The 19,030-nt window shown below is 69.2% G+C and carries 14 protein-coding genes and 4 pseudogenes; 9 read left to right on the forward strand and 9 right to left on the reverse strand.

All coding sequences use genetic code 11. The annotated features are described in order from the left end of the window. Positions 1-28: 28 nt before the first annotated feature. The 3 genes and pseudogenes from ACZ7P3_RS26110 to ACZ7P3_RS26120 form a co-directional block, all read right to left on the reverse strand. On the reverse strand, positions 29-3,031 hold the full coding sequence (locus ACZ7P3_RS26110) for a non-ribosomal peptide synthetase (protein WP_472085468.1): 3,003 nt from the start codon (positions 3,029-3,031) through the stop codon (positions 29-31). A gap of 294 nt (positions 3,032-3,325) precedes the next feature. Beyond that, positions 3,326-3,829, reverse strand: a complete 504-nt coding sequence (locus ACZ7P3_RS26115) for a molybdopterin cofactor-binding domain-containing protein (protein WP_472085552.1) — start codon at positions 3,827-3,829, stop codon at positions 3,326-3,328. A gap of 13 nt (positions 3,830-3,842) precedes the next feature. Further along, positions 3,843-4,514: pseudogene (locus ACZ7P3_RS26120) on the reverse strand (FAD binding domain-containing protein); the annotation flags it as partial. Positions 4,515-4,897: 383 nt separating this feature from the next. On the opposite strand from ACZ7P3_RS26120, the gene ACZ7P3_RS26125 reads away from it, so the two are divergent. From ACZ7P3_RS26125 to ACZ7P3_RS26165, 9 genes and pseudogenes are all read left to right on the forward strand, one after another. After that, positions 4,898-6,664 (forward strand): fatty acyl-AMP ligase, encoded by a 1,767-nt coding sequence (locus tag ACZ7P3_RS26125; RefSeq protein ID WP_472085469.1) that lies wholly within the window; start codon positions 4,898-4,900, stop codon positions 6,662-6,664. A 271-nt stretch (positions 6,665-6,935) separates the two neighbouring features. Continuing rightward, positions 6,936-7,562, forward strand: a pseudogene (locus ACZ7P3_RS26130) (hypothetical protein); the annotation flags it as partial. Between the two features lie 385 nt (positions 7,563-7,947). Next, positions 7,948-8,100, forward strand: a complete 153-nt coding sequence (locus ACZ7P3_RS26135; RefSeq protein WP_472085470.1) for a hypothetical protein — start codon at positions 7,948-7,950, stop codon at positions 8,098-8,100. Positions 8,101-8,262: 162 nt separating this feature from the next. Beyond that, the gene (locus ACZ7P3_RS26140) at positions 8,263-8,670 is read left to right on the forward strand and encodes a hypothetical protein (RefSeq protein WP_472085471.1); all 408 of its coding nucleotides are present in this window, start codon (positions 8,263-8,265) and stop codon (positions 8,668-8,670) included. A gap of 308 nt (positions 8,671-8,978) precedes the next feature. After that, positions 8,979-9,293, forward strand: a pseudogene (locus ACZ7P3_RS26145) (ATP-grasp peptide maturase system methyltransferase); the annotation flags it as partial. A 177-nt stretch (positions 9,294-9,470) separates the two neighbouring features. Beyond that, the gene (locus tag ACZ7P3_RS26150; RefSeq protein WP_472085472.1) at positions 9,471-10,007 is read left to right on the forward strand and encodes a hypothetical protein; all 537 of its coding nucleotides are present in this window, start codon (positions 9,471-9,473) and stop codon (positions 10,005-10,007) included. A 142-nt stretch (positions 10,008-10,149) separates the two neighbouring features. Beyond that, positions 10,150-10,704 (forward strand): telomere-protecting terminal protein Tpg, encoded by a 555-nt coding sequence (gene tpg, locus ACZ7P3_RS26155; protein ID WP_472085473.1) that lies wholly within the window; start codon positions 10,150-10,152, stop codon positions 10,702-10,704. A gap of 414 nt (positions 10,705-11,118) precedes the next feature. Then, on the forward strand, positions 11,119-11,769 hold the full coding sequence (locus ACZ7P3_RS26160) for a CatB-related O-acetyltransferase (RefSeq protein WP_472085474.1): 651 nt from the start codon (positions 11,119-11,121) through the stop codon (positions 11,767-11,769). A gap of 379 nt (positions 11,770-12,148) precedes the next feature. Beyond that, complete coding sequence (locus tag ACZ7P3_RS26165; RefSeq protein WP_472085475.1) at positions 12,149-13,417, forward strand: M20 metallopeptidase family protein; 1,269 nt, start codon at positions 12,149-12,151, stop codon at positions 13,415-13,417. 816 nt (positions 13,418-14,233) lie between these two features. Here the strand turns inward: ACZ7P3_RS26165 and ACZ7P3_RS26170 are convergent. The 6 genes and pseudogenes from ACZ7P3_RS26170 to ACZ7P3_RS26195 form a co-directional block, all read right to left on the reverse strand. After that, positions 14,234-15,139, reverse strand: a complete 906-nt coding sequence (locus tag ACZ7P3_RS26170; RefSeq protein WP_472085553.1) for a poly-gamma-glutamate hydrolase family protein — start codon at positions 15,137-15,139, stop codon at positions 14,234-14,236. 402 nt (positions 15,140-15,541) lie between these two features. Next, positions 15,542-15,880 (reverse strand): annotated as a pseudogene (locus ACZ7P3_RS26175) (helix-turn-helix domain-containing protein); the annotation flags it as partial. A 129-nt stretch (positions 15,881-16,009) separates the two neighbouring features. Then, positions 16,010-16,945 carry a GNAT family N-acetyltransferase gene (locus ACZ7P3_RS26180; RefSeq protein ID WP_472085476.1) on the reverse strand — a complete coding sequence of 312 codons (936 nt, stop codon included), beginning with the start codon at positions 16,943-16,945 and terminating at the stop codon, positions 16,010-16,012. 114 nt (positions 16,946-17,059) lie between these two features. Next, positions 17,060-17,407: a YciI family protein gene (locus tag ACZ7P3_RS26185; protein WP_472085477.1), complete on the reverse strand. Its 348-nt coding sequence runs from the start codon at positions 17,405-17,407 to the stop codon at positions 17,060-17,062. Beyond that, positions 17,404-18,339 carry a Vgb family protein gene (locus tag ACZ7P3_RS26190; RefSeq protein ID WP_472085478.1) on the reverse strand — a complete coding sequence of 312 codons (936 nt, stop codon included), beginning with the start codon at positions 18,337-18,339 and terminating at the stop codon, positions 17,404-17,406. Before ACZ7P3_RS26190 ends, ACZ7P3_RS26185 begins: the two co-directional genes overlap by 4 nt. After that, on the reverse strand, positions 18,336-19,016 hold the full coding sequence (locus tag ACZ7P3_RS26195; RefSeq protein WP_472085479.1) for a CatB-related O-acetyltransferase: 681 nt from the start codon (positions 19,014-19,016) through the stop codon (positions 18,336-18,338). The genes ACZ7P3_RS26190 and ACZ7P3_RS26195 overlap by 4 nt, the downstream gene beginning before the upstream one ends. Positions 19,017-19,030: the final 14 nt, after the last annotated feature.

Consider the following 19,030-nt stretch of genomic DNA (forward strand, 5'->3'; position numbering starts at 1 on the left):
TCACGTCGGGGTACCGGTCCACCTGCGGCTAGCCGAGGCGTGCGGACAGGTCGGCGACCGTCTGCCACTGCAGGATCATGCGGGCGTCCACCGGCAGTCCCGCCTCCCGTGCCAGCTGCGCGGCACGCACGGCGGCCAGCCGACCGCCCCCGAGCTCGAAGAACCGGTCCGTCCGGGCTACGGTGTCGACGCCGAGCACCTTGCACCAGTGCCCGGCCAAGGCCTGCTCGACGGGGCCGTCAGGCTCGTCGGTCTCGGCCCGGGCATCGACGCCGGCACTGTCGACCGCCTTGTGTCGCGGGTCGGGCAGCAGGCGCCGGTCCACCTTTCCGCCCGGGCTCAGCGGCAACTCGTCCAGGGGCACGTAGACCCGCGGGACGAGGTAGTCGGGCAGTCGCTCGGCCAGGAACCGGCGCAGCTCCTGGCGACCCACCTCGCTCCCGCCACGCGGCACGAAGTAGGCGGCCAGATACGTGTCGCCCGGGTTGTCCTCCCGGACCGCGACCACCGTCTCGCTCACGTCGGGATGGGTCAGCAGATTCGCCTCTACCTCGCCCAACTCGATCCGGTAGCCCCGGATCTTGACCTGGTGGTCGATCCGGCCGAGGAATTCCAGTTCCCCATCGGGCCGCATTCGCGCGTGGTCACCGCTGCGGTAGAAACGCGCACCGGGCTGGGCGCTGAACGGATCCGGCAGGAACTTCTCGGCGGTGGCGTCCGGCCGGCCGAGGTAGCCGCGGGCCACGCCGACGCCGCCGATCCACAGCTCGCCGACCACGCCGACCGGCACCGGCCGCAGATGGTCGTCGAGCACGTACATGGTCATGTTGCCGATCGGCCGCCCGATCGGCACGATGCTGCCGCCGGCCCGGTCCGCAGGCACCTCGAACACCGAGCAGCCGACCACCGTCTCGGTAGGGCCGTACTCGTTGATGACCCGCGCGTTCGGGGCCAGCCGCCGCCACTGGTCGGCGGTGTCCGGCTTCACCTCGTCGGCGCCGACGACGTAGGTGCGCACCGCGGTCAGCGGCGGCTGCCGCGTGATCTGCGCGCGCAGCACGTCCAGATGAGCCGGCGTGATCTTCAGAAGACTGATGTCCTCGTCGCCCTCCAACTGGCGCACCAGAGCCTGCAACGCGCGTTCCGGCGGCAGGATCAGCACGTCGCGGCCGACGATCAGCGGTAGGAAGATGTTCGGGATCGACAGGTCGAACGCGATCGAGCCGACCAGCGGCGCGCCGTGTTCCCCGGCGGCCGCGCCATAGCCCTCGATCGCCCACAGCAGGTAGTTCACCAGCCCGCGATGGCTGATCTGGACCCCCTTGGGGCGTCCGCTCGACCCCGACGTGAAGATCGTGTAGATAAGGTTGTCGGGACCTGCGGTCCGCGGCGGATTGTCGGCGGGGAACGAGGCCAGGTCGGTCTCGTCCAGACAGACCGCCTCGACCTCCGGCGGCAGCAGAGCCTTGAGGTCCGAGGTGGTGACGACCACCGGGGCCTGGGTCTGGTCCAGTGCGTACTTGAGTCGTTCGGCCGGATGCGCGGGATCGAGCGGCACGTAGGCGGCGCCGGTCTTCAGGACTCCCAGCAGGGTCGACATGAGCTCGACGCTGTGGTCCAGACACACTCCGACATGGGATTCCAGCCGCACTCCGCGCGCCCGCAGCAAATGCGCAAGTCGATTCGCCGCGATGTTCAGTTCCGCGTAGCTGACCGTCCGGTCCGCAGCGGTCAACGCTGTGCTCCGCGGTGTGGCCGCGGCCTGGCGTTCGAACAGTTCGTGTAGGCAGACGTCGGGGTCGTAGTCGGCAGGAATGGCGTTCCAATCGAAGGCCAGGCGGCGGCGCTCCGCCTCGGGAAGCATCCCCAGCGCCGACACCGGTGCCTTGGGCTCGGCGGCGGCGGACGTGAGGAACTCGGCCAAGCACATGAGCACGGTCTCGACGGTTACCGCCGGATACGCGTCGACCGCGTAGTCGACAACCGCCGCGAAGCCGCCGTCGTCCTCGATCCGCAGATGGACATCGGTCGACATCGGGCCGTCGGCCGCCGCGACGACATCGAAGGACCCCGGGGCCGAGTCGGCCGACCAGACCCCGACGTCGTCGTAGGCGAAGGACGCCTGGAACAGCGGATGCCAGGACGCGTCCCGGGCGGGGGCGACTTCAGCAGCGACCTGGTCGAGGTCGGCGAACCGGTGCGGGGCGACCGCGGCCCGTACGGCCTCGACGGCATCGGCGAAACCCGGATCGGCGCGTAGGTCGACAGGGATCGGCACGGTGGTGGCGAGGTTGCCGACGATGTCGTGCGCCGCAGCCTCGGCACGGCCGTCGAAGGTCTGTCCGACGGCGAGGTGGCGTTGGCCGGTGAGCCGGGCCAGCACCACCGCGAAGGCGGCGAAGGCCACGTCGCGGACTTCGCAGGACAGGTCCCGCGCGAGTCGACGCAGGGCGTCGGCGGCGGCCTCCGGCAACGGCCGACGGATCGAGGCCGTCCGATGAGAGGCGATCGTCGGCCGGCTCAGTGCGTTGGGCAGGGTCAGCACCGGCGGGATGTCGGCCAATGCAGCACGCCAGTAGGCGATGTCCTGCTCGCTGTCGGTGTTCGAGGTGTCGGCGTTCGAAGTGCCGCCGTCCTGGATCGGAAGCACTGCCGTGTCGGTATCGGCGGCACCGACAGCACACAGTGCGGCCAAGTCGCGGGCGATGACCCGGATCGACCACCGGTCGACGGCGAAGTACGGCAGCGGCATGAAGAGCTGACGACCGCCGTCAGCAGAGCGTAAGACGGCTAACCGGTCGGCAGCCACGGTCTCGGGCAACGTGCGGGCCGTCGCATCGGAGCCGACCGGTTCCTCGACGTCCCGCCTCACCGGCGTCGTTGCGGACCCGAACGCGCTCCGCAGCACCGGATGCAGATCAAGGAGCCGTCCCACGGCGCGCTCCAGTGCGTCGTACGAGACCGACACCGGAATGCGCAGCACACAGAAAGCCGTCCGGTCGATCGGATCGGCGACGAATTGTCCCGCCACCCAGGCCCCGTACTCCGGCCCGGTCAAGGGGCGACCGGCAAACACTTCATGACGCACAGCAGGTCCCCGTCCAGTCATTTCCAATGCCATGCAGTATTCGAACGTACTATCTGAATGAAAGCCCTTACGTCACTACTTGATAACGGATAGTGATCTTGCCTGCGCGATCTGCCCGCCGTCGAGATCGAAGTCGACCAGGTCCGCGTCGTGGCCATCGGAGATCAGACCCTTGCGGCCGAACCTGGACAGTTTCGCGAGGAACCGCCCGATCGTGGCTGTGGTCCGTGGCGCCGCTCACGGGACCAGATCCCACGGCCGGATCGGCACCCGCGTCAGCGCGCGCCCGGTGGCGTCCCGGACCGCCGCGGCCACCGCGGGCGTCGACGACACGGCCGACACCTCGCCCACGCCGCGCAACCCGTAAGGTGCCTCGTCATCGGCGCTCTCCAGCAGGACCACCTGCATCAAGGGCACGTCTGTCGCAGCGGGCATCACGTACGCCCCGAAGCCCGGGTTGAGGGTCACGCCATCGCGGACGGCAAGCTCCTCCGACAGCGCCAGCCCGACACCCTGCACCGTCCCGCCGTGCAGCTGCCCCTCCGCCCCGATCCGGTTCAGCACCCGACCGACGTCCTGCACCATCGCCAGGTCGACCACCCGGACCCGACCGAGCTCCGAATCGACGTCGACCATCGCACAGTGGGCGCAGAACGCCAGCTGCACGTGGGAATCGCACTGCCCGGTCAACGGGTCCAACGGGACGGTCGCGCGGTGGTGGTAGCGGCGGGTCTCCTCGATGACGGCGTCGCCGAACGGCGTCGGCCACCTCGATCACCGCGTCTGCGGCCAACAGCACCGGGTGACAGTCACCCGCCGGGTGAGCGGCGGCCACGGCGCCGCCGAGCGTGCCGCGTCGCCGTACGTGCGGCGACCCGACAGCCCCGGCCGCGTCCGCCAGAACCGACAACCCGGCCGGCTCCACAGCCGTGGCGATCTGCTGGTACGTCACCGAGGCGCCGCCCCTGAGCTCGCCGTCCCCAGCGCGCCAACCACTCAGTTCCCGGAGTCGGCTGAGGTCGAGCAGCGCCGCCGGACGCTCGCCCTGCGTGTTCAGTTTCGGCATGACGATGGTCCCGCCAGCCACCGGCCAGGCTTCGGGATGACGACGCCGCAGTTCCAGGGCCTCGGTCAGATCTCTCGGACGCAGGAAATCCACCGCACTACCACCACAGCCGGCCGGCGTCAGACGCGCCATCGACGAGGTCGTCACACGCGCCCAGGACGCTCTTGCCCATCTCGTACAACGTCTGGGGCGGAGATCTGCTGTACGTTCCCGCATACGAGTCCACCAGTGGTTGACGCGTCTGCTGAAAAGGCCCTGCCGCAGCGCTGTGTGCCTGTCGGTCGGCTGATACTGCTCGCCACGCGGAGCATTGACTATTCGAATATCCTGCTTGACGTATTCCTGAGTGGTGATGCTCATCTCTCCGGTGTTCACAGCATCACCGTCAGGACGTCACCTTCGCCATCCACTCGGCCGAAAGCCGACGGCGTACGGCGGCACACCGCCATCACCGTAAACATGACAAGTTTTTGCCGATAGCGGAATGTGATCTAGGCATGAGGGCATAGATAGCTGCTATCATGAATCCCCGTTTCGATGCCGACTGGCGCCGAAGATCGGCGCCGGAGCACGAGCGCTACTCGAGCACAGAGTTGATGCCACTGTCAACGAGGGTTTCTCGTCCTACCCGCCTATTTCAGGCCACGACCAGGCACTGAGTCGCCATATGTTGACGCGCTAATCAAGACTCTGCTTGCCTGGATCCAGCCACAGTCGCTCAATTCACGGGGGATGAGACCGTCATGGCTGCTCGGAAACGCACAACCCTGCCCGTCGACCGGAGCCTGGCGCACCTGCTGCACCGGCGCGCTGAGGCCCATCCGGGCCGGCTCGCCTGCCGTGTTCTGCCCAGCGAAGGCCGGGCCGCCGAGCTGACCTACGCACAACTCGACCAGCGGGCGCGGGAGCTGGCCGGCGGGCTGCGGACCATCGGCGTCTCCGGCGACCGTGTCGTGCTGCTGCTGCCGAACAGCCTCGACTTCATCGTCGGCTTCATGGCGTGCGCATACGCCGGGATGGTCGCGGTGCCGCTGCCGTACCCGGTCTTAGGACGCGGCCTGGCCAAGACCGTCGCGCACGCGACTGCGCTGGTCAAAAGCGCCGCACCTGTAGCGACCATCGCGATGGCGGCGGACCTGGACACCGTACGCGCCGAGCCCGCGTTCGGACGCGTCAGCACGACCGCCGACTTGCGCACCGCTGCCGAGCCGGTGACCACCGAATACCTGCCCGGCCGCTCCGATCTGGCGCTGCTTCAGTTCACGTCCGGTTCGACGACCCAGCCGCGCGGCGTCATGCTGACGCACGACAACATCCTGCACAACCTTGCCCAGCTCGCCCAGCTCGGCGACATGGACAACCGGGACGTGGCCCCCGAGGACACCCGCCTGGTCTCCTGGCTACCGATGTTCCACGACATGGGGCTGGGAATGGGCACCTTCGCCCTCCACGTCGGGGGGCGATGCGACTTCATGACCCCGGCCCAGTTCCTGATGCGGCCACTGTCCTGGCTGGAGAACATCGCCGCCGTCCGCGCCCATATCTCCGGCGCCCCGAACTTCGCCTACGACCTCTGCGTCGCCCAGATCAGCGCGGAGGAACGGGACCGGCTCGACCTGTCCTCCTGGGAGATCACCCTCAACGCCGCGGAACCGGTCCGGTACGACACCGTGCAGCGCTTCACGGAGTTCTTCGCGCCCGTCGGCTTCCGGCCCTCGGTGACAGCACCCTGCTACGGCCTGGCGGAGGCGACAGTCTTCGCCACCGGTCTGAAGGACCCGAAGGCCCCGACCGTCCTGCGACTGGACCGTCAGAGCCTGCAGGACGGGTCAGTAGTGCTCTCGGACATGGACGACGCCGTCACCCTGGTCGGCAATGGCCGCACGCCCGAATGGCTGACGCTCCAGATCGTCGAGTTCGACGAAGCACGCGGCCTCGGCGCGCCTCTCCCGCCGGGCCGCGTCGGCGAGGTCTGGCTGCACGGCCCGAACGTCGGGCGCGGCTACTGGCAGGACGCCGAAGCGTCCTGGGCAACGTTCGGCGGACGGCTGCCCGACGACGACCGAACCCATCTGCGCACGGGGGACCTCGGGTTCCTCCACGACGGCGAGCTCTATATCACCGGGCGTCTCAAAGACCTGATCATCGTGGACGGCCGCAACCACCAGCCGCAGGACATCGAGCGGACGGTCGAGGACTGCCACCCGGACATAGGCCCCCGCCGGTGCGCCGTCTTCGCCGCGGACCCCGGAGTCGACGCGCAGCTGATCGTGGCGGCCGAGCTCACGCCGCACGCGTGGCAGGCCTTCAGCCGCGGCGACGAATCCGTCGGCGCCTCCGTCGCGCAGGCCATCCGCACCGCAGTCAACGAGAACCACCAGCTTCCGGCATCCGACGTGGTCCTGCTGCGTCCCGGCAGCATCCCGTTCACGACCAGCGGCAAGGTGCGGCGGTCGGCCTGCCGCGAGCGCTACGCCGACGGTCGCTGGACGGCGGTACCGCCGCTCTGAGTCTTCGACTGTTCGACGGTCTGGCGGTCGCAGAGGCCGGACACGCCGTCGCCGGCTGACGCGCCGCACCCGGCTGGACCGACCCAATGACGTCGGGCCGACCGTGCCGAAGCCTGGACGAAGTCCTGGAAATCGCTCGGTCAGCGCCTCAGCCTCAATCCACCGCGTGATGATTGGTCTGTGGACGGAGAAATAGGAAGAGGTGCCCGATGACCTGCGATGATGGGAGTTTCTACGCTTCCACCACGCACGATCGGCAAGGCACCTCTGAAGTAAAAGTCTCAACGGCAACGTGCAGGGCAGCTTCGCCGTCGACGCCCTCGGCACGGTCGGCGCGAGCCTGGGCCTGAACGTCCAGGTCAACTACACCTCCACCAGCAGCGTGTCGAACTCCATCACCTGGAACTTCTTCCAGCCCGGCTACTACGGGCTCTACAAGGGCACGAAGAAGGTCACCGGCACCTACGGCAGTCTCAACTGCAACCGCGTCCAACAAGGCGACGACAGTTGGGCGTTGAAGTGGGTTGAGGGGCCCGACACCGGCAGCTTCACCACCTACACCACCCTCGAAGAGGGCGCCGTGCGCTGCGAGGACAAGGTCCCCGCCAACAGCATCATGGCCAAGGCGCAGGGCCTGCTCGACTGCGGCTCCGCCACCGCCACGGCGAAGCACGAGGCCGGTCCGGTGCCGTCTGCGAAGGCCGACGCCTGCTCGGAGGACGACCTCCAGCGGTTCTACATCTACCGCGACGTCCCCGGCTCCGGGAAGATCGGCATCCAGAACAAGTACACCGGCTACATGATCGGCCATGACCGCTACGTCGACGGCGAGTTCTTGCGCCAGTACAGCAGCGGCAGGCAGGACGGCACCGGCACCTACGACCTGGTGAAGGTCTGACCGCCAACCAGCCATAAACACTCGGGCCCTGGCCGATTCCGGCTGGGGCCCGAGCCGCGTATGAGGGCGGGCAGCGTGCCGTCATGCGCTTGCGCTGGGACTGGCTCGGCCCGCTGTGGCAGGTGCCGTACGTGCCGACGATCGGCCCCCGTCCGGCCCAGTGGCCCGGCTCCGAACCTGTTGTTCGAGGACGTGTTGTCCGTCGCCAGCACCGGCCGCTTCCTGCTCTACTACAAGGACCAGCGGTGGAGGGCCAAGGACGAGACCGTCCTGGCGAACCGCAGATCGGCACCTCTCCCGCGTCCAGTCGAGCAGGGTCAAGGACTACGTCCGCGAGTTCAACGCGGTCCTCGCCGCGGTCGCGGCGTTCGTCACGAGCGCGCATGTGCCCCCACAACTCGAAGCACGGGCCCGCCAGACCGCAATGGACAAGGCCGAGATCGCCAACAGGATCTACGAGACGTCCGGGCGGCTGCCGTTGCTCCCCGGCCGAGGTGCCCGCGTCCTCACCGGCGTGCAGCCGCCGAAGGCCGCCTGACGGCCACCAGCATCACGGCGCCCCGCCCCCGCTCGCACCGGGGACGGGGCGCCGCCGCGTCAGCCGGTGGTACCGCGGCGGGCGCTGACGGAAACCACCGTGCGCCGCAAGAGGCTGTCGTGCACGGCCTCGTTGTCAGTGGCGTGCGCAACCATGGCTCCCATGACGACGGAACCCTCCAGCCCCGTCGAGCGGCAGATCCCGGCCTGGGCCTCCACCGTTGGGCCCGGCTGGGCCGCCCTGCTCGACCAGCTCCACCACGACCTGCTCACCCTGGATGCCGCCTACCGGATTGAATCGTTCGGCACGAGGTTCGGCGGCCTGCGCATCACCATCGCCGACCGGTTCGAAGACGGAGAGTTCGATGGAGAGTTCGCCGACCGGGCCACCGCGCTGACCGATGCCGCCGAGACCGCCTCCGAGCACACCTGCGAAGCCTGCGGAGTTTCCGGGCGCATCCGCCTTCGCGGTGACGGCCAGCGCACCTGGATGCAAGCGAGCTGCGAGAACTGCCGCACCCTCCGCCCACGCCTGTCCACAACGGTCGGCAGCGTGGAGGGCCCGGCATAGCCGGGCCCTCCACTGGCCGCCTCCATTTCGCTGCGGCCGCAACAGACGTACGACACCTCCGGAACTGTCGGCCTGGTGGTGGGATCATCCGGGCGGATCGTGGAACTCTCCTCGTCGAGCGGACAGCGGCACCACGTTGCCTTGGCCTGTGTCGCCGTCCCGGCTGGCGATGTACTCACGCAGGGCCTCGTTGTCGTGGTGGAGAGCGGCGATGACCGTGGCGGCAGCGTCCAGTTTGCGCTGGAGTTCGGTGCACTGGGCGGTCTTCTTCTTGAGCGTCTTGGTCAGCTCGGTGATCTCCGCGTCCCGCCACCGAGGAGGCGTTCCACCTGCGGTTCCTCGCCCAGAGCGCTGTGCCCGACGCGCAGATGACGACCGTCGGCGAGGTCGTGCACCTGATCGACGTTGTCACCGGCTCCGCCGCCACCCTCAGCCCGAGCGAGGACGGCTGGTCCGTGCGCGAGGGCGGTCCGGTGAAGCTGTGGGAGCGGATCGAGCGCGTCCTGGACGCCTACGACGCGGCCGGCGCCCCCGGCCCAGACACCTTCACCCTGCACGTGTACAACGGCGGGCAGCACCTGCGCCACCCACAGATGCCCGGCCTACCACTGCCCAGGCCCTGACTGGGCCCGTACGCGCCAGGCGCCCCGTGCGGGGAGAGTGACGGCCCCGCCCGGGGCGCCTGCCATTCATAGCAATGAGATTATGAGACCCCGTTTCAAGGAAGATTGATGGTCTAGCATTTCTCCGCTACCTTAGACACATCGACACCGTTAAGGGATGGTCTAATGGGAGGCTCGATGATCCAGATCACGCTGGGCAGACGCAGGCTGATCGACCCGCACAAGGACGCCTTCGCACGGTCACAGATCGGATGGACCGAAGGGCTCTCCGACCAGCAGCTCCACGATATTGCCCGGGGAACCTGGGCGATTACCGGTGAACGTGTCGAGCGAGAGCGGTTCGCCGTCGTCAGCGGCGACGTCATCATCAGGCAGGCCATGGAGATCGACCGGATCGTCGACACCCCCGACGGCCGGCGGGCCTTCGAAGGACGCATCCTCGGCCCCGGGCATCCGGTGTACGACCAGTACGTGGGCAAACCCGCCCCGAACGGCGCCCAGCAGAACCCCATCACCTACTTCAAGTCCCCACTCGACAACCGGAAGTGCAACTGCGGCTGCGACAAACCGATCGAACGCGGCGACTTCCTCCCCGGACACGACCAGCGAGCCATCCACGAGCGCATCGCCCGCGTCGGCACCGTGATGGACTTCATCACCTGGTTCGACCATACCTGGGAGCCCGACGAGGAGCAGCAGGACGATGCGGCATGAAGAAATGCCACCGCGCTGAGACGGAACCCGTGGGACATCTGATGAGACAGCAGAGCAAGCAGCAGGTCAGCGCGGCCCGGAATGACAACGGCGGCGCGAACCTACAGGCCACGACGCCACGTTCGACGAAGGGGAATGACCCGTGGGAGACATCGACGACGCCCTGGAGCGCGCCGGCCAGGAGGCGTTCACCAGGGAGCCGCCCAAGGCCCTCAAGGGACAGATCGGTTACCTGATGAAGCAACTCAGGACGACGCGGGCCGTCGCGGCGGAGATCGGGGTCAGCCGGCGCTCGGTGGAGCGCTACCGCACGGGCGAGCGCAAGCGCCCGCCGAAGGAGATCGCCGACAGGATCGACGCCGCGGTCCGGGCCCGCTGGCAACCGCTGGTCCGTAAGCGCCGCCGCCGGCAGGCCGCCACCGCCACGGGCATCACGATCGAGACGCGCGCCCAGTTCGGCTACACCGCGCCTGTCGGCAGCACGGACGACGGCCGCTTCCGCCGCCTGACCGTCCACCTCCCGCCCGCGTACGCGGCACGTCTTTTCGACGCCCGGGAACAGGGAGCCACTGATCGGCAGATGCGTGAGATCGTCGCCGAAGGACTGCAGGAGGTGTACTTCAAAGACGGCGGCCGCCGCGCCCAGGACCTCGAAGTGGCCATGAACAACATCGACTATTTCGACGTCTCTTTCTGACTTCGCGATGAGAGGAACAACCTCATCGACGAGCGACGGCACAGACCGGCGACATCACGGAACCGTGGGCCCGGCCCTGAATACGGCCAGAACTCCCCTTCCTCCGCGGCTGATTCGGTTCTGAAGGAGTGCGCGGAGGTTGGACGGAATGCGCGCGAAGAGCTGCCGGTCGTCACGTCGGCAGTTCCAGGAGACCAGCGGCGGTCACCGCAGCGCGTCAGGGGGCTCCGCATCGGGATGCTCGTAGCCCGCCGCCCCAGTGCGGGTGCCCCGTGAGCCTGACGGGCAGTGAGCCGCCTTCGGACAGGTGGTAAATGGGTGTCCTGCGACGGCGCGATGCCGCGATCATGGCCCGGACCCGGACCCGCCGACGATCCGGACCCGGACCCGCTACCGAAGAGGACTCCCCCGCCCATGCCTGTGCCTGCAGACCCGAAGATCCTCCATCCAATGCCCGAGCAGCCCCGGGTGGTGCTGCTCAAGCCGCTCGTGAAGTCCCCGCTGATCGACGTCGGGGAGTACTCCTACTACGACGACCCGGATGATCCGACCGCCTTCGAGACGCGCAACGTGCTCTACCACTACGGGCCGGAGAAGCTGATCATCGGTAAGTTCTGTGCGCTGGGCACCGGGGTGCGGTTCATCATGAACGGCGGCAACCACCGCATGGACGGCCCCTCGACCTTCCCCTTCCCCACCATGGGCGGGTCCTGGTCGGAACACTTCGACCTGCTCACCGACCTGCCCAACCGAGGGGACACCGTCGTCGGCAACGACGTGTGGTTCGGCCACGGCACGACGGTCATGCCCGGCGTACGGATCGGACACGGCGCGATCATCGGCGCCGGCGCCGTGGTCACCAGCGACGTGCCCGACTACGGCATCGTGGGCGGCAACCCGGCCCGCCTCATCCGCACCCGCTACAACGACCAGGACATCGCCCGGCTGCTGGCGGTGGCGTGGTGGGACTGGCCCACGGAGCACCTCACCGAGCACATCCGCACGATCATGTCGGGCAGCATCGCCGATCTGGAGGCCGCCGCCCCGGACACCCCGCGCAGCTGACGCGTCCGGCACTGCCGCGCGGGCGCATCGGCCTGCGCGGGACGCTCTCGATGGCCGCAGAAAGCTCTCCGAGGGACCGGTGTCCCCAGGTGACGGCAGATCAAATGGGGAACCTGACGGCCGATTGAGCGCGCCGGCGATGTCCGACAGGTCGTCACCGGTCTGCGTGGACAACGTCGCCCCGATGGGGTTACCCCCACCCCCTGAGCGGTGGCCCGCCGCATGGGCAACGGCATCCGTGTGCGGCCATCGTGTCGTAACAGGGTTTCCGCTCGACGGGCAGCCACGGACAAGGCCGTGCAGTGCCGGGCGGGATGCCCTGCCGGACGTTCCGGAAGAGCACTTGACGGATCACGGAGGGGGAGCAGTGAAGCGTCCCATGGAGCATGCACCTGCGCGCCGCACGCTGCTGGGCGGTGTCGCGGCGGCCGGTGTGGCAATGATGTGGGGAACTGCGGGAAGGGCCGACGCGGACGGGTGGGGACGGCCGGCGGAGGAAAGGGCGATGGATGCGGAGGTGGCGCGCCTGGAACGTGGGCTGATCGAGCTGCGGCGGGACATCCACCGGCACCCCGAGGCGCCGGGACAGGAGCAGCGCACCGCCGACGCCGTGGCCCGAGAGCTGCGAGCGGCCGGACTGACCGTCACCACGGGGGTGGGCGGTCACGGCATTGTCGGCGTCCTGCAGGGCTCGCGGCCGGGGCGGGCCGTCGCGTACCGGGCGGACATGGACGCGGTGCCGCCCCAGGACATCGTCGGAGGAGGCCCGGCGCCGGCCCACGTCTGCGGACACGACCTCCACACGGCGGTGGCTGTCGGCGTCGCACAGGTCCTGGCACGGCTGCGGCAGCAACTGAGCGGAACAGTGGTGTTCCTCTTCCAGACTGCCGAGGAGACCCTGTCCGGGGCCCGGGCAATGATCGACGCGGGCGTGCTGGAGCGCAACTGCGTCGAGGAGATCCACGCGCTGCACTGCGGGCCCTTCCCGGTCGGCCGGTTCGCCGTGTCCCCGGGGTACGGGATGCCGGGCCAGGACAAGGGGGAGGTGACTCTCTCAGGGCCGGACGCACCCGATGCCGCGCGGCGACTGGCCGCCGAGATCGAGGCGCTCGCCACGGTGACACCGCCGCAGACACCTGCGGACATTGAGCGGATGGTCGCGGACGCCCAGACACCCGACGGGCCGCTGGCCCGCTTCGTGGCCCTACGGGCGAAACCGCAGCAGGCAGAGGTGAGCGTGTCCTACCGGTGCTGGCCGCAGGAGCGCTACAAGGAGGTACGCGAGGACATCCGCCGGCTGGCCACGGCACACGCGGGGGCCGAGGTGAACTTCCCCGCCGATCCGTTCCCCGCCATGGTCTGCCCGGAACGGGACGTCCGCAGGCTCGCCCACCACCTGCGCCGCACACTCGGCCGAGGCGCGGTCACCGAGCTCCATGCGGCCTTCCCTCCCTTCAGCGGCGAGGACTTCGCCCTCTACTTGGACCGCGTCCCCGGCACGTTCACCTTCCTCGGTGTCCGTGCCCCAGGCGCACCCGTCACCACCAGCTACCCGCACTTCCCCGACTTCGCCCCGGACGAGCGCGCCATCGGCCTCGGCGTACGGGCGATGGCGGGCTGGATCGCGGCCCGGACCCGCAGGCCGTAGGACCTGCCCGCAGGGTCCGGCGACTGAGGCCTGTCCGGGGGCATCTGCGGCACCTCAGGTGGGTCGGGTGACGGAGATCCGTGACACCGCGCCCACGGGGGTGGGCTGCTCCGGCAGGGGTGAGTCACCTCTCCGCGCGCAGGGCCGGGCTGCACGAGAGGGCCCGGGGCTGCTTCCGCTGGGGACCAAGTGGCGTGCGGCGGGAGGCCCAAGGACGTGTGGGCGCCCCGGGCAGAAGCTCGGGGCGCCCTGTCACTGCAGCAGCCGCTTCTCCAATGCCGCAGCGACGGCCTTGCGCACGGTCGGACGGACCACAGGGCCGTTGACCGTGCCGTCCTGTTGCCGCCGCCGGACTCGCGGCGAATGCCGGACCCGTGGCGGATGCGGGGCTCGCAGGCGATCCGCCGTGCCCAGGACCTGCCGGCGCTGCACCATGGTGCCAGGCGTGCGCAGCGTGGGACCGGCAGACGACCGGCATGTCAGCGACTGGTAAGGAGTTGGCGCTCCAGCGGCTCAACAGCGCACTGCGCAGTGTCGGTCCGTGGCCGCACGGTGACCCATGGCCTCTGGCTCTGCGCGGAGCCGCCGCTCGACCGCGGGTGCCGACGGGCCTTCTCGCCACGGCCCGGTCGGCAGTGCCATTGCCGGGCGGGGCCTGGGGACATGTCCGACGTCGTCAGGCACCCCGGACCGCCGGCGCCGCCCGTGATCCCTCGCCCGTTTCTCGGGCAGGAGCAGTCCCCACCAAGAAGATGCCGACCACCAGCCGATGTCGCTCGACGTATCGAAGCACTACTGGAGCTGGTCCCGAATGCACTATTGGAGTTGGTTGAGGCCGAGTTCGTGGTTCTTGATGGCCTCGCGGACGGCGCTCACGAAGCCGTTCCAGAAGTGGTCGGCGTAGGGGCTGTCGTCGCTCGGCACGCCGGCCGTCGTCCTGCGCTTGGCCGCGCCGGAGAAGTCACCGAACATCGCCTCGCGCAGCGCCGTGGAAAGCTCCAACTGTGCGCCGGCCCCGGTGCGGGTGCGGTTGACGATGTTGGCCGGGTCGTCGCCGTTGATGGGGTCGGTGGGGCCCGCGAAGACCACGGTCACGTTCCAGTCGGCCTTGGTCGCGGGGGAGGTCAGACCGTACTTCGTGAAGGCCGCCAGCAGGTTGCGCTTGAGCCGCTCGTCCCGGCCGCCGATGGTGATCTTCTTCACGGCCGTGTCGTCGAAGCCGTGCAGGGAGACGGCGTACAGATTGTCGGCGCAGACGGCGAGGGCGGCCGGGTCGTCGCAGTGGGTGGCGGTGACGTGCTGCGCGGCCGAGTTGGCCAGGGCCTCGAACATCCAGTAGTCGCGCTGCGGCTCTCCGGGCACGGCCGCGGCCGCCGGGTCGGTGTTGGCGTCGAAGGGCGTGTAACCGGCGACGGCCAGGCACAGCTCGCTCGTACCCGCCTCGATCCCACCGCCGTGCGGTGCGATCACCGCCGTACTGCTGACAGGGCTGCTCGTGCTGCGGGCATTGTCCGTGACCTGTACCGGTGCGCCGATACGGAACCGGCGCATCCAGTCGGTGCCTTCCTTGGCGGCGGTTCGGGTGTACAGCTCGGTGTTGGACCCGTACTGGTCGGCTGCCGCGGCCGGCGTGGCGCCGCTGCCCACCACGGCGTTGAGGGTGGGCAGTCCGGCGGCGGCGACGACGGAGGCGAGGACGGTGCGTCTATTGGTGTGGTTCATGGGGCGATCTTGCATCACCGTACGACGGCCCCTCCAGCGGGCCCCGTCTGAGCATGACAATCCTGGCGCACTGCGAGGCCCGCACCCGGCCCGGAGCGCAGGAAACCCACGGGACCCGGATAATCGGATGCCCGGGGCTCGCCCTATGCACCCACTGGGTACCGGTCTGGAACTTGAAGGCGATCGCGCCGACCACCTCCCGGTGATCACGCAAAGCACCAGGGCCTTCTCCGGCGGATCGAGATACAGGCCGACGACGTCGCGGACCTTGTCGATGAACAGCGGGTCGGTCGACAGCTTGAACGTCAGCGACCGGTGCGGGGCCAAGGCGAACGCCGGCCAGTTACGTGAGACCGTCGACTGCGACATTCCCGTGGCTGCGGCCATCGACCTCGTCGACCAGTGGGTCGCGTTCTTCGGCGTCTCCTCAAGCGTCTTGACGATGACCCGCTCGACATCAGCGTCGGTGATCTTCCGGGGGACGCCGGGCCGCGGGTCGTCGCACAAGCCGTCCAGCCCCCGCTCGATGAAGCGGCGCCGCCAGGTGCGGACCGTGTCCGGAGTGATCCGCAGCCGGCGGGACACCTCCATGATCGAGTGGCCTTCGGCGCACTCCAGCACGATCCGCGACCGCTGAGCCAGAGCCTGAGCCGTCGTACGGCGGCGTAACCAGCCCTCCAGCACCGCCCGCTGGGCATCAGTGACCGACAACGGCGGAATCTTCGGACCCGGACGCCACATGCCCGACCAACGACGGATCTCTGACTCAGGTCACTAGAGCCTTCCTGGCCTGATCCGCATCGCAGGTCAGGCGCCTGCCACGTCTCCGGAGACCGTCATGGGGGAAATCCGGAGACGCGGCAGGTGGGGTCAGTCCCAGACCAGGTTGAGGGAACGTTCGAAGTTGGCGTATCCGGCGTGGGCGAAGGACTTCGCCATGGGGACGTTGCCGAGGTCCGTCGATGCCCTGATGCGGTCTACGCCCTCGGCGGCGAGGATGCGGGTGCCCTCGGCGAGGATCTCGTCGACGTAGCCGTTGCCGCGGTGTGCGGGCAGGACACCGATGTACGCGATGATCGGGTGGTAGCTGTTGCGGGCCGGGATCACGAAGCCCACCGGGCCGCCATCGCCCGGGAGTTCGGCGATGCGCCACCACTCGTGCGGGCTCGTGAACCTGGCGAACTCTCCGTCGTAGTGGCGTTCCGCCGCCTCGCGCGGGCTCAGCCCGGATGCCAGGTCCGCCTGGCTGTGGGCGTCGAGGGTGCCCTCCATGACCGGGGTCATCAGGGCGAGGAGGTCCTCACGGTCGGCCACCGGGCGGAAGACGAGACGCCCCTTGGACTCGGGGAGTGGGGACGACGGGGTCCACTGCAGCCGCAGCCGCTCGACCAGCAGCCGTGCGCCCGTGCTCTCCAGCACGCGCGTGCGGGATTCGACCACCTCGCGGGCTGCGGGCTCGTGGTGCCAGTCGGGCGGGACGAAGCGGCTGTACTCCGGTAGCTTTGCGCCCGCTGGGAAGACGGTCGCCGTCGCCGTCTCGAACAGCCGCAGGCCGATCTCGTGGCGGTCGGCCGGGGGCAGCGTGTCATCGATGTCGAAGAAGTCGAACTGCAGTGGGACGTCACCGCCTGGGGTCGTCCACCAGGCGAGCCGGGCGAGGAGACGGTCGCCGTGCAGAGCCACCCAGGCCCACTCGGGGCGACGGCAGCCGCAGGCGAAGTCATCGGTCAGTTCGTGGTCGAGGACGTAGGAGAGCCGGCAGAAGAGGTCGATCTCCTCGGGGCCGGTCAGAGGTCGGTAGCTCACCGATGTCAGTGCCAAGTCAACTCCTGTGAAGGGGTACAGCGCTCCGGACCGGTATGTCGTGCTGGTCAGGCACGCCGGGTGTCCGGGCGGAGGGCGGCGAGGGCCGCATGCCGCTCAGGCCGATTCGAGGATCGGGCGGATTTCGAGCGCCTCCGGGGTGGGGAAGCCGCGGGCCAGCTCGATGGCCTCGGCGTGGTCGGCCACCTCCAGTACGAACCAGCCGCCGAGAGTCTCCTCGCCGCTGTGCACGGGCCCCTCGGTCACCGCCACGGATCCGTCCGCCGTCTTGCGCACGGTGACGGGGCCCTGGTGCTCGGTGTCGAGGGCGTCGCCGCCCACCAGCTTGCCCGCTGCCGCGAGCTCGCCGATCCAGGTCTGGTACGCCTTCCGATAGGCGTCGCGGTCGGCCTGGATCCGGGCGCGTGACGCGTGCGTTTCGAAGATCACGAGAGCGTATTTCATGAGGCGTTCCTCTGCGCGGTGTTCTTGGTGGTAGTGGTCGTTCTGGTGGTGGTCGGTTTGATGCGGGCCAGTGCGCCTGTCTCCAGGGCCGTCCACAGGGCGCCGTCCGGGCCCACCGTGATCCCGTGCGGCTCGGAGCCCGGGGTGGGCAGGTCGTGGACCGTGACCGTGCCGTCGGACGTGACCGAGCCGACGCGGTTGCCGCCCCACTCGGTGAACCACGCCGTGCCGTCGGCGTCGGTGGTGACGGCATGCGGCCGGGCCGAGCGGTCGGGCAGCGGGTACTCGGTGATCCGTCCGCCGGGCTCTCTCCGCCCGATCTGACCGGCCGCGATCTCGGTGAACCAGATACCTCCGTCCGGGCCCACGGCGATACCCACCGGCGCGGCCGCCTCGGTGGGCAGCTCGTGGACCGTGATGTGGCCGTCCATGCCGATGCGGCCGATGGCGTTGGCCTGGTTCATCGTGAACCACATGGCGTCCCCGGCCGCGACGATCGCGGAGGGGAACGCGCCGGTGCTCGGCAGCAGGTACTCCGTGACCGTTCCGTCGGTGGTGAGGCGGCCGATGCGGTCGGCCGCGGTCTCGGTGAACCACAGCGCGCCGTCCGGCCCTGCGGCGATACCGAACGGACCGCACTGAGCGGTCGGCAGCGCGAACTCCGTCACCCGGCCGGCCGTCGTGATCCGGCCGATCCGATGAGCCCGGTACTCGGTGAACCACAGTGCGCCGTCCGGCCCGTTGCTGATGACCGTCGGACCGCTGTCCGGGGCGAGCTGATGACTGGTCGGCTCCTGTCCCGGGACGAGCCGACCGATCCTGCCGCTGTGCACCATGGTGAACCACAGTGCGCCGTCCGGGCCGGTGGTGATCGCGTACGGGCCGCTGTCGCGACCGGACACCGCGTATTCCTCGACGGTCTGGGCCGTCACTGCTGCTGCTCCAGACCTTCGGCGGCGGCGACGCGCTCGATGTCCCGCGGGGAGCCGGCCATGATGGTGCGGGCGTGCGCGGTCACCAGCTCGACGGGCCAGTCCCACCAGGCGACGCGCACGAGCCGTTCGATGTCGCTGTCGTCGAAGCGTTGTCTGATCGTCCTGGCCGGGTTTCCGCCCACGATGGTGTAGGGCGGCACGTCGGCGCTGACCATCGATCCGGCCGCGATCACTGCGCCGTCGCCGATCCGTACCCCGGGCATCACGGTGGCTCCGTATCCGAACCACACGTCGTTGCCGACCACCGTGTCCCCGCGGCTGGGCATGCCGGTGACGAGGTCGAGGGTCCGCTCGGCCCACTCGCCGCCGAACATGGTGAAGGGGAAGGTGGACACCCCCATCGACGGGTGGTCGGCGCCGGCCATCAGGAACCGGGTGCCCGTGGCGATCGCGCAGTACTTGCCGATGATCAACCGTTCCGGTCCGTAGGCGTACAGCACATTGCGCTGCGCGAAGTCGGTCGCGCCGTCGGGGTCGTCGTAGTAGGTGAAGTCACCTGCCACGACGTTCGTCCCGGCGACCAGTGGCTTGAGGAAGACGACCCGCTCGTGGGCAGGCAGTGGATGGATGGTGGCCGGGTCAGGTGTCTGGGCAGCGCTCGGGTCAGATGTCACGCGGGAATCTCTCC

It is taken from the genome of Streptomyces sp. NPDC107581, from assembly GCF_055657175.1.

What these genes read in the sequence shown, in the direction of transcription:
- ACZ7P3_RS26125 (WP_472085469.1), top strand. Translation starts at nt 4,898, where the DNA reads ATGGCTGCTCGGAAACGCACAACCCTGCCCGTCGACCGGAGCCTGGCG.
- ACZ7P3_RS26170 (WP_472085553.1), bottom strand. Translation starts at nt 15,139, where the DNA reads ATGAACCACACCAATAGACGCACCGTCCTCGCCTCCGTCGTCGCCGCC.
- ACZ7P3_RS26150 (WP_472085472.1), top strand. Translation starts at nt 9,471, where the DNA reads ATGATCCAGATCACGCTGGGCAGACGCAGGCTGATCGACCCGCACAAG.
- ACZ7P3_RS26165 (WP_472085475.1), top strand. Translation starts at nt 12,149, where the DNA reads ATGGAGCATGCACCTGCGCGCCGCACGCTGCTGGGCGGTGTCGCGGCG.
- ACZ7P3_RS26160 (WP_472085474.1), top strand. Translation starts at nt 11,119, where the DNA reads ATGCCTGTGCCTGCAGACCCGAAGATCCTCCATCCAATGCCCGAGCAG.
- ACZ7P3_RS26185 (WP_472085477.1), bottom strand. Translation starts at nt 17,407, where the DNA reads ATGAAATACGCTCTCGTGATCTTCGAAACGCACGCGTCACGCGCCCGG.
- ACZ7P3_RS26140 (WP_472085471.1), top strand. Translation starts at nt 8,263, where the DNA reads ATGACGACGGAACCCTCCAGCCCCGTCGAGCGGCAGATCCCGGCCTGG.